General features: G+C 70.7%; 5 protein-coding genes. 3 read left to right on the top strand and 2 right to left on the bottom strand.

Annotated elements, in window-relative coordinates:
• Nucleotides 1-2,204, bottom strand: a 2,204-nt coding sequence (locus CCN51_RS46545) for a phosphoenolpyruvate carboxylase (protein WP_086860946.1), incomplete at its 3' end; no start/stop codon positions are given.
• A gap of 258 nt (nt 2,205-2,462) precedes the next feature.
• Here CCN51_RS46545 and CCN51_RS46540 point away from each other — a divergent pair.
• From CCN51_RS46540 to CCN51_RS46530, 3 genes are all read left to right on the top strand, one after another.
• Nucleotides 2,463-3,443: an acyl-CoA desaturase gene (locus CCN51_RS46540; protein WP_193383720.1), complete on the top strand. Its 981-nt coding sequence runs from the start codon at nt 2,463-2,465 to the stop codon at nt 3,441-3,443.
• Complete coding sequence (locus CCN51_RS46535; protein WP_043486959.1) at nt 3,440-4,141, top strand: TetR/AcrR family transcriptional regulator; 702 nt, start codon at nt 3,440-3,442, stop codon at nt 4,139-4,141. The genes CCN51_RS46540 and CCN51_RS46535 overlap by 4 nt, the downstream gene beginning before the upstream one ends.
• Before the next feature lie 85 nt (nt 4,142-4,226).
• Complete coding sequence (locus CCN51_RS46530; RefSeq protein WP_014176945.1) at nt 4,227-4,694, top strand: hypothetical protein; 468 nt, start codon at nt 4,227-4,229, stop codon at nt 4,692-4,694.
• Nucleotides 4,695-4,714: 20 nt separating this feature from the next.
• Here CCN51_RS46530 and CCN51_RS46525 read toward each other — a convergent pair.
• Nucleotides 4,715-5,288: hypothetical protein (locus CCN51_RS46525; protein ID WP_211303318.1), on the bottom strand; the 574-nt coding region annotated here is incomplete at its 5' end.

Genomic DNA, 5,288 nt, shown 5'->3' with positions numbered 1-5,288 from the left:
GCTCCCGCCCCTCCCGGCGCCGGAGTCGGGCGCCGGGAGGGGCGGGAGCCGAGGTGGAGTTCGGCGAGCTGGTCGACGGGGGTGGAGGCGAAGAAGTACGCGGGGAGGTCGGGGTCCTCGACCAGTGCGCGGTAGGCGCGGTGGGCGGCGTCGGAGACGGTGTCCATGGCCGCGTCCCAGCCGGCCAGGGCCTCGTCGGACTGGCGGGGGGCGGTGTGCAGGGCGGAGGCCTGGAGCGTGGCGGCGACGGTGAGCTCCAGGTTCTCCCGGGCGAGGGAGGGGACGAGGTACTTGTCGGAGATGACCTCGCCCTGCTCGGTGACCTTGATCTCGCCTTCGAGGGTGCCCCAGGGCTGGGCGAGGATCGCGTCGTGGGTGGGGCCGCCGCCGCGGCCGACGGTGCCGCCGCGGCCGTGGAAGAGGCGCAGCCGTACGCCGTGCCGGTGGGCGACATCGCGGAGCAGCCGCTGGGCGCGGTGGATCTCCCACTGGGAGGTGGTGATGCCGCCGAACTTCGACGAGTCGGAGTAGCCGAGCATGACCTCCTGGACGTCGCCGCGCAGGGCGACGAGCCGCCGGTAGGAGGGGTCGGAGAGCATGTCGTCGAGGAGCTGGTCGGCGATCTTTAGCTCTTCGGTGGTCTCCAGCAGCGGCACGATGCCGATCTTGGCCCAGCCGGCGTGCAGGTCGACCAGTCCGGCCTCGCGGGCGAGGACGGCGGCGGCGAAGACGTCGTCGGAGCCCTGGCACATGGAGATGATGTAGGACTCGACGATCTCGGGGCCGAACCGTTCGAAGGCCTCGCTGATGGTGTGGAAGACGCCGAGGGTCTTGGCGCCCGCGGCGTCCAGCGGCGCGGGGGTGGGCGCGAGCGGGCGGCGGGAGCGCAGCTCCTTGGCGAGCAGCTTGCGGCGGTAGTCGCGGGGCATGTCGGCGTACCGCCAGGATTCCTCGCCGAGGCGGTCGAAGAGCTGGCCGAGGGCGTGGTGGTGGGCGTCGGCGTGTTCGCGTACGTCCATGGTGGCCAGCTGGAGCCCGAAGGCGGCGAGGGTGCGGATGGCGCGCTCCATGCGGCCGTCGGCGATCAGCCGGCCGCGGTGGGCGCGCAGGGATTCCTGGATGAGGTGCAGGTCGGCGAGGAGTTCGGCGGTGCCGAGGTAGTCGCGTCCCGGCTGGTGGGGGGTGCCGCCGGCGAGGCGGGTGCGGGTGTTGAGCAGCTTCTGCCGCACGCAGGTGGCCTTGAGGCGGTAGGGCTCTTCGGCGTTGAGCCGCTTGTAGCGGGGGCTGATCTCGGGGAGGAGTTCCAGGTCGCGCTGGAGGGAGTCCAGGAGCTCTTCGGAGGCGTCGGAGTTGCGGATGGAGCTGGAGAGCGCGGCGCGCAGGTCGTCGACGATGGCGAGGGCGTCGGTGATGCCGTGTTCGTGCTGGAGGATCAGCACGTCCCAGGTGACCTGGGGGGTGACGTTGGGGTTGCCGTCGCGGTCGCCGCCGATCCAGGTGCCGAAGGTGAGGGGGCGGGTGGTGGCGGGCAGTGGGGCGCCGACGCGCTCCAGCTCGGCGGAGAGGTCTTCGAGGACGTCCCCGACGGCGCCCGCATGCAGTTCGTCCAGGTAGTAGATGGCGTTGCGGGCCTCGTCGGCCGGCTCGGGGCGGGCGACGCGCAGTTCGTCGGTCTGCCAGAGCAGGTCGATGTTCTCGGCGAGGCGCAGGTCGGTGCGGCGCTTGTCGCCGCCGACGGCGAGGGTGTCGAGCAGTTCCGCGACCCGGCGCAGCTTGTTCAGGACGGTGCGGCGGGCGGCCTCGGTGGGGTGGGCCGTGAACACCGGGCGAACGTTCAGGTGGCGGACGGCCTCCCGCAGATGCTCGGGGTCGGCGTCCTTGAGCTGGTCGGCGGTGCGGGACAGCAGCCCGCCCTCGGCGGCGCGCTTGGCGCGCAGCTCGCGGCCGCGGTGGACCTGTTCGGTGATGTTCGCCAGATGGAAGTACGTGGAGAACGCGCGTACGAGCTTGGCCGCCGTCTCCAGGTCGGTGTCGCCGAGCAGCTCCGCGGCGGCTTCGCCGTCACTGCGGGTGAGGGCGCGGACGCGCTCGACGAGGTCGAGGAGGTCGGGGCCCTCCTGCCGGACCAGGGTTTCGCCGAGCAGGTCACCCAGACGGCGGATATCGGCACGCAGGGCGGCATTGGTGTTGTCGGCACTGCTCACAGGTGCGGGCTCCTTGCAGTGTTCGGGCACTGGGCGGGGTGAGGACGGGACCTGAACGCCGTGGCTGCCTGTGCCACCGGCCCCGGGACCCCCGTGCTGTCGGCGAGATGCGGACCGCGCTGTCCGACGTCACCAGGATATGCGGCACGCCCTCGGGGGAATCCATAGCCCTATTGCCCCGCTTCGGGGCCCTGCCATACTTACGTCGCCGTAGGTTACGGTCCCGTAGCCGTACCCCCGAGCCCCACGAGGGATCCCATGACTGCAAGCCCCGACGTGATCGACGACGCGCCGAAGGCCCAGGAGCACCCACTTCCCTCCGCCACGCTCGGCGGGGACAGCAAGCGCTCCATCGAACAGTTCACCCTGCTGCTCTTCATCACCGTCCCCTTCCTCGCCCTGGCCGCCGCCATCCCGCTGGCCTGGGGCTGGGGGGTCAGCTGGCTGGATCTGACGCTGATGGTCGTCTTCTACTACATCGGCTGCCACGGCATCACCATCGGCTTCCACCGCTACTTCACCCATGGCTCCTTCAAGGCCAAGCGGCCGCTGCGGATCGCGCTGGCGATCGCCGGGTCACTGGCGGTGGAGGGGCCGCTGGTGCGCTGGGTGGCCGACCACCGCAAGCACCACAAGTTCTCCGACGCCGAGGGCGATCCGCACTCCCCCTGGCGGTTCGGGGAGACCGTCCCGGCGCTGATGAAGGGCCTGTGGTGGGCGCACATCGGCTGGATGTTCGACGAGGAGCAGACCCCGCAGCACAAGTACGCGCCCGACCTGATCAAGGACGACGCGATCCGCCGCGTCTCCCGGCAGTTCGTGGTCTGGACGCTCGTCTCCCTGCTGCTGCCCGCGCTGATCGGCGGGCTGGCCACCTGGTCCTGGCAAGGCGCGGCGACCGCGTTCTTCTGGGGGTCGCTCGTCCGGGTCGCGCTGCTGCACCATGTCACCTGGTCGATCAACTCGATCTGCCACGCGGTCGGCAAGCGCCCCTTCAAATCGCGCGACCGGTCCGGCAATGTGTGGTGGCTGGCGGTGCTCTCGTGCGGTGAGTCCTGGCACAACCTCCACCACGCGGACCCGACCAGCGCCCGCCATGGCGTGATGAAGGGCCAACTGGACTCCAGCGCCCGGATCATCCGCTGGTTCGAGAAGGCGGGCTGGGCCTATGACGTGCGCTGGCCCAGCGAGGCCCGTATCGACGCCCGCCGTAAAGAGGAAACCGCCGAAGCGGCATGATAGGGGGCGTGGCGACCGACAGTAATACCAGCGGTAACAAGGACCGGGCGGCCCGCGCCTCCGGATCCGGGACCCGGCGTGCGCGCCGGGTGCGGATGACCGGCAAGGAGCGCCGGGAGCAATTGCTGGACATCGGTCGCGCGCTCTTCGCCGAGCGCGGCTTCGAAGGCACGTCGGTGGAGGAGATCGCGGCCAAGGCCGGGGTCTCCAAACCGGTGGTCTACGAGCACTTCGGCGGCAAGGAGGGGCTGTACGCGGTGGTGGTGGACCGCGAGATGCGCCGGCTGCTGGACATGGTGACCGGAGCGCTGACCGCGGGCCACCCCCGTGAGCTGCTGGAGCAGGCGGCCTTCGCGCTGCTCGACTACATCGACACGTACACGGACGGCTTCCGCATCCTGGTGCGCGACTCCCCCGTCGCCCAGTCGACGGGCAGCTTCGCCTCGCTCATCAGCGATATCGCCACCCAGGTCGAGGACATCCTCGGCCTGGAGTTCAAGGCCCGCGGCTTCGACCCGAAGCTCGCCCCGCTGTACGCGCAGGCGCTGGTGGGCATGGTCGCGCTCACCGGCCAGTGGTGGCTGGACGTGCGCCGGCCGAAGAAGGCCGAGGTGGCGGCCCATCTGGTGAATCTGGCCTGGCACGGCCTGGACGGCCTGGAGCCCAAGCCCCGGCTGATAGGCCACCGCAAGTCCTGACCACCGCAAGTCCTGACCTCGGGGGGCTGGTCCGCGCCTCTTCTTCCGGTAGATGATGTGAGCCACGGGGGAGGGGGCCTTGACTATGGTCACGGGGCGCACGGGGGAACGATCCGAGACGCGCAAGAAGACGGTCGGCGCGGGGCCGGGCTTCGGTCACACGCTGGGTCTGCTGGTGCTGGCGATCTCGGAGTGGGTACGGGCCGATCTGAAGGACGCGACCTCGCTCGCCTCGCACTCGTATCTCAAGAACATGATCGAGTTCGCGGGGGAGCTGTCCGATACCAACTGGTACAAGTCCGCCGTGGATCTCTACGACAAGGTCTCCTTCGGCCAGCCGCGCGCCGCCCTGTGGGCGGCCGTTTTCATGGCCCTGGTGGTACGGCTCAACCGGCACGGTCCGGAAGAGGCCCAGCAGGTGCTGTCCTGGGTGACCGCCGCGTACTGTCTGCTGGCCACGGTGGCCCTCATGCCGTACCTGGCCGCCCCGGGCGGCGCCATCATCGTCCTGCTGGCGTTGAGCGCGGGCCTGGTGAACGTGGCGACGCGCTGAGTCAGCCCGGTCAGCCCCGGTCAGCCCCGGTACACCATGGTGCACAGCAGCGTCCGGCCGCCATTGACCACCCACGACCAGTAGTACGTACGGTCGCCCTGGACCCGGGCGCAGTTCGACGCGGAGGGGTTCGCGGGGGCCTTGTACACGCCGGTGATGTGCAGGATCTGGTTGTACTGGGCCGGGACCCGCTTCGCATCGCAGTCCACCCCGGTCATCAGCCCGGCCCGCATCTGCGCCGACTGCCCGCTGCCCGACTGCTTGGCCAGCAGGCAGTAGCCCACCTTGAACTGGCGGGTCAGGCACAGGGCGATGGTCTGCCCGCGGGAGGTGTACGACATGTAGTTCCGGCCCGGCCCCTGGCTGCAGGCGCTGCTGCTGGAGCGCACGGCGCTCACCCAGACGTAGGCGTTTCCGGCGCCGCAGCCGACCCGGTAGGGGACCTGGGTGTTGTAGCCGCCGGAGCCGGTGTCGTACACGGCGAGGCAGTCACCGGCGCTCACCGCCCGGTAGGCGTCCGCGGTCGGGTCCGGCGCCACGGTGGGCGTTGCGGGCCGCTGCGTCTCCACCGACCCCCCGCCTCCCCCACTGCCG

It is taken from the genome of Streptomyces milbemycinicus (assembly GCF_002154605.1).
In the GTDB taxonomy this organism is placed as follows: Bacteria; Actinomycetota; Actinomycetes; order Streptomycetales; family Streptomycetaceae; genus Streptomyces; species Streptomyces milbemycinicus.
The sequence above is the reverse complement of the archived record's forward strand: the minus strand, read 5'-3'. Positions and strand labels throughout refer to the sequence as shown.